Source organism: Sandarakinorhabdus sp., from assembly GCF_031430775.1.
GTDB lineage: Bacteria > Pseudomonadota > Alphaproteobacteria > Sphingomonadales > Sphingomonadaceae > Sandarakinorhabdus.
The window spans coordinates 1-2865 of record NZ_JANPCD010000089.1 but is presented as its reverse complement, the minus strand read 5'-3'; the positions used below and the strand labels follow the sequence as shown (position 1 = coordinate 2865).

General features: G+C 65.5%; 2 protein-coding genes and 1 pseudogene. 2 read left to right on the top strand and 1 reads right to left on the bottom strand.

Annotated features, from left to right (window positions below; genetic code table 11):
• The coding region (locus RMQ73_RS05175; RefSeq protein WP_310496998.1) for an AAA family ATPase at positions 1-1827 on the top strand (1827 nt) is incomplete at its 5' end.
• Positions 1828-1914: 87 nt separating this feature from the next.
• Here RMQ73_RS05175 and RMQ73_RS05170 read toward each other — a convergent pair.
• Positions 1915-2175: a hypothetical protein gene (locus tag RMQ73_RS05170; protein ID WP_310496997.1), complete on the bottom strand. Its 261-nt coding sequence runs from the start codon at positions 2173-2175 to the stop codon at positions 1915-1917.
• A gap of 110 nt (positions 2176-2285) precedes the next feature.
• Here RMQ73_RS05170 and RMQ73_RS05165 point away from each other — a divergent pair.
• A pseudogene (locus RMQ73_RS05165) lies at positions 2286-2865 on the top strand (hypothetical protein); the annotation flags it as partial.

Below are 2865 nucleotides of genomic sequence, written 5' to 3'. Positions count from 1 at the left end.
GCCAAATATCGCGGCGAATTCGAGGAACGCCTCAAGGGCGTGCTCGACGAAGTGCGCGCCGAAGGCTCGGATGTGGTGCTGTTCATCGATGAAATGCACACGCTGGTCGGCGCCGGCAAGGCCGAGGGCGCCATGGACGCCTCCAACCTGCTCAAACCCGCCCTGGCACGCGGCGAACTGCACTGCATCGGCGCCACCACTTTGGAAGAATATCGCAAGCACGTCGAAAAGGACGCCGCACTCGAACGGCGGTTCCAGCCGGTGATGGTCGGTGAACCCACCGTCGAGGACACCATCTCGATCCTGCGCGGCCTCAAGGAAAAATACGAACTCCATCACGGCGTGCGCATCACCGACGGCGCCATCGTCGCCGCTGCCACCCTGTCCAATCGCTACATTGCCGACCGTTTCCTGCCCGACAAGGCCATCGACCTGATGGACGAAGCGGCATCGCGCCTGCGCATGGAAGTGGAAAGCAAGCCCGAGGAAATCGAAAACCTCGACCGCCGCATCATGCAGCTCAAGATCGAATCCGCCGCGCTGGAACGCGAAACCGACACCGCCTCGCGCGACCGGCTGACGGCGCTGCGCAGCGAACTGTCTGAACTGGAACAGCAATCGTCCGAACTGACGCTGCGCTGGCAGGGAGAGAAGGACAAGCTCGCCGCCGCCACGCGCATCAAGGAACAGCTGGACCACGCCCGGCTGGAAGTCGAACAGGCCCAGCGCGGCGGCGATTTCGCCCGGGCTGGCGAGCTGACCTATGGCCGCATCCCCGAACTGGAACGCCAACTGGCCGAGGCCGAAGGCGCCACCGCCAACGCCATGACGCGCGAGGAAGTCACGGCCGATGATATCGCATCGGTGGTCTCGCGCTGGACCGGCATTCCCATGGACCGCATGCTCGAAGGGGAACGCGACAAGCTGCTCAAGATGGAGAGCATTCTGTCCGCCCAGGTCATCGGGCAGGCCGCCGCCGTCAAGGCCGTGTCGGCCGCCGTGCGCCGCGCCCGCGCCGGCCTGCAGGACCCGAACCGCCCGCTTGGCAGCTTCCTGTTTCTCGGCCCCACCGGTGTCGGCAAGACCGAACTGACCAAGGCGCTGGCGAATTTCCTGTTCGACGATCCGCGCGCCATGGTCCGGCTCGACATGTCGGAATTCATGGAAAAACACTCGGTCGCCCGGCTGATCGGCGCGCCTCCGGGCTATGTCGGCTATGAGGAAGGCGGCGTGCTGACCGAGGCTGTGCGCCGCCGGCCCTATCAGGTGGTGCTGTTCGACGAGGTCGAAAAGGCGCACGGCGATGTCTTCAACGTGTTGCTGCAAGTGCTCGACGATGGCCGGCTGACGGACGGGCAGGGGCGCACGGTGGATTTCACCAACACGCTGATCATCCTGACCAGCAATCTGGGCAGCCAGTTCATCGCGGCGCTGCCCGACGGCGCCGATGTGGACGAGGCCGAAGCCGATGTCATGGAAGTCGTGCGCGGGCATTTCCGCCCGGAATTCCTCAACCGGCTGGATGAAATCGTGCTGTTCCAGCGGCTTGGTCTGTCGGCGATGGCGCCGATTGTCGATTTGCAGGTCGCCCGCGTCCAGTCGCTGCTGAAAGACCGCAAGGTGACTCTGGTGCTGACCGAAACCGCGCGCGACTGGCTGGCGGCGGTGGGTTACGATCCGGTCTATGGCGCCCGGCCCTTGAAACGCACCGTGCAGAAATACCTGCAAGACCCGCTGGCCGACGCCATATTGGCAGGCAGGATCGCCGACGGTGTCACTGTCCATGTCGATGCCGGCGAAGGGCAATTGTCGCTCACGCCGGTCTGATGATCTCTGGTCTAATGATCTCTGGCCTGATGACATGAAAAAGCCGGGCTGGCACGGCGCCAGCCCGGCATTTTCAAGCGTGATGGCTCAGTTGCCGCCCGCGCGCGTGCGGGTGTCGTCGGCCATATCGCGGGCATATTTCTGGTTGGTGTCGTCGATGTACGCCCATTGGTCGCGGGTGTGGCAGGTCTTCTTGGCCTTCACCAGGCTGCCGGTTTCCTTCTCGCGGCGGCAGACGGTTTCCTTGCCCTTTTCGGCGGCGGTGGGCGCGGCCGGCGTGTCGGCGGCGATGGCCGGCACGGCAAAAGCCGCGGCGCAAACGGCGGTAAGCAGGGCAATGCGAATCATCGGTCGGGGCTCCAATACGCGAAACAAGACCGTTTCATACTGTATTGGTCCGGTACATCGCAAGTGACGTTTCTGGTTGCAGCCAGGCCTGCGCGGCGCCACATGGGCGCATGGCCCAGCTCCCGCCCGGTTTGCACATCGCCGATATTGCCCGCGATCCGCTGTGGTTCCCGCACCGCTATGATCCGGGCCATGACGCCGTGCAGTTTCGCGCCCTGTCCCGCGCCGACCACCGCGCCGCGACATTCCTGACCGACGACTATCTGGGCGCCGGTGACATCGTGCCCATCGTCCGCACCGATGCCATGGCCGCCCGGCCGGCGCGGGCGCCGCTGCACTTCATTTTCCATTCCGCTTTCTGCTGCTCGACCGTGCTGGCGCGGGCGCTCGATGTGCCGGGCGTCGCCATGGGCCTCAAGGAACCGGCGATCCTCAACGACATCGTCGGCTGGCAGCATCGCGGCAGCGGCGGAGCGCAGCTTGGCCCCGTGCTCGATGCCGCGCTCACGCTGCTGGCGCGGCCGTTTGCGCCGGCCGAGGCGGTGGTCATCAAACCGTCCAATGTCGTGAACGGCTTTGCCACCGCGATGATGCAGCTGGTGCCGGGCGCGCGGGCGCTGCTGCTGCATGCGCCGCTGCCGGTCTATCTCGGCTCCATCGCCCGCAAGGGCATGACCGGGCGGCTATGGG

Excerpts from the sequence above, each read along its gene's own strand:
- RMQ73_RS05170 (WP_310496997.1), bottom strand. The coding sequence starts at position 2,175 with ATGATTCGCATTGCCCTGCTTACCGCCGTTTGCGCCGCGGCTTTTGCC.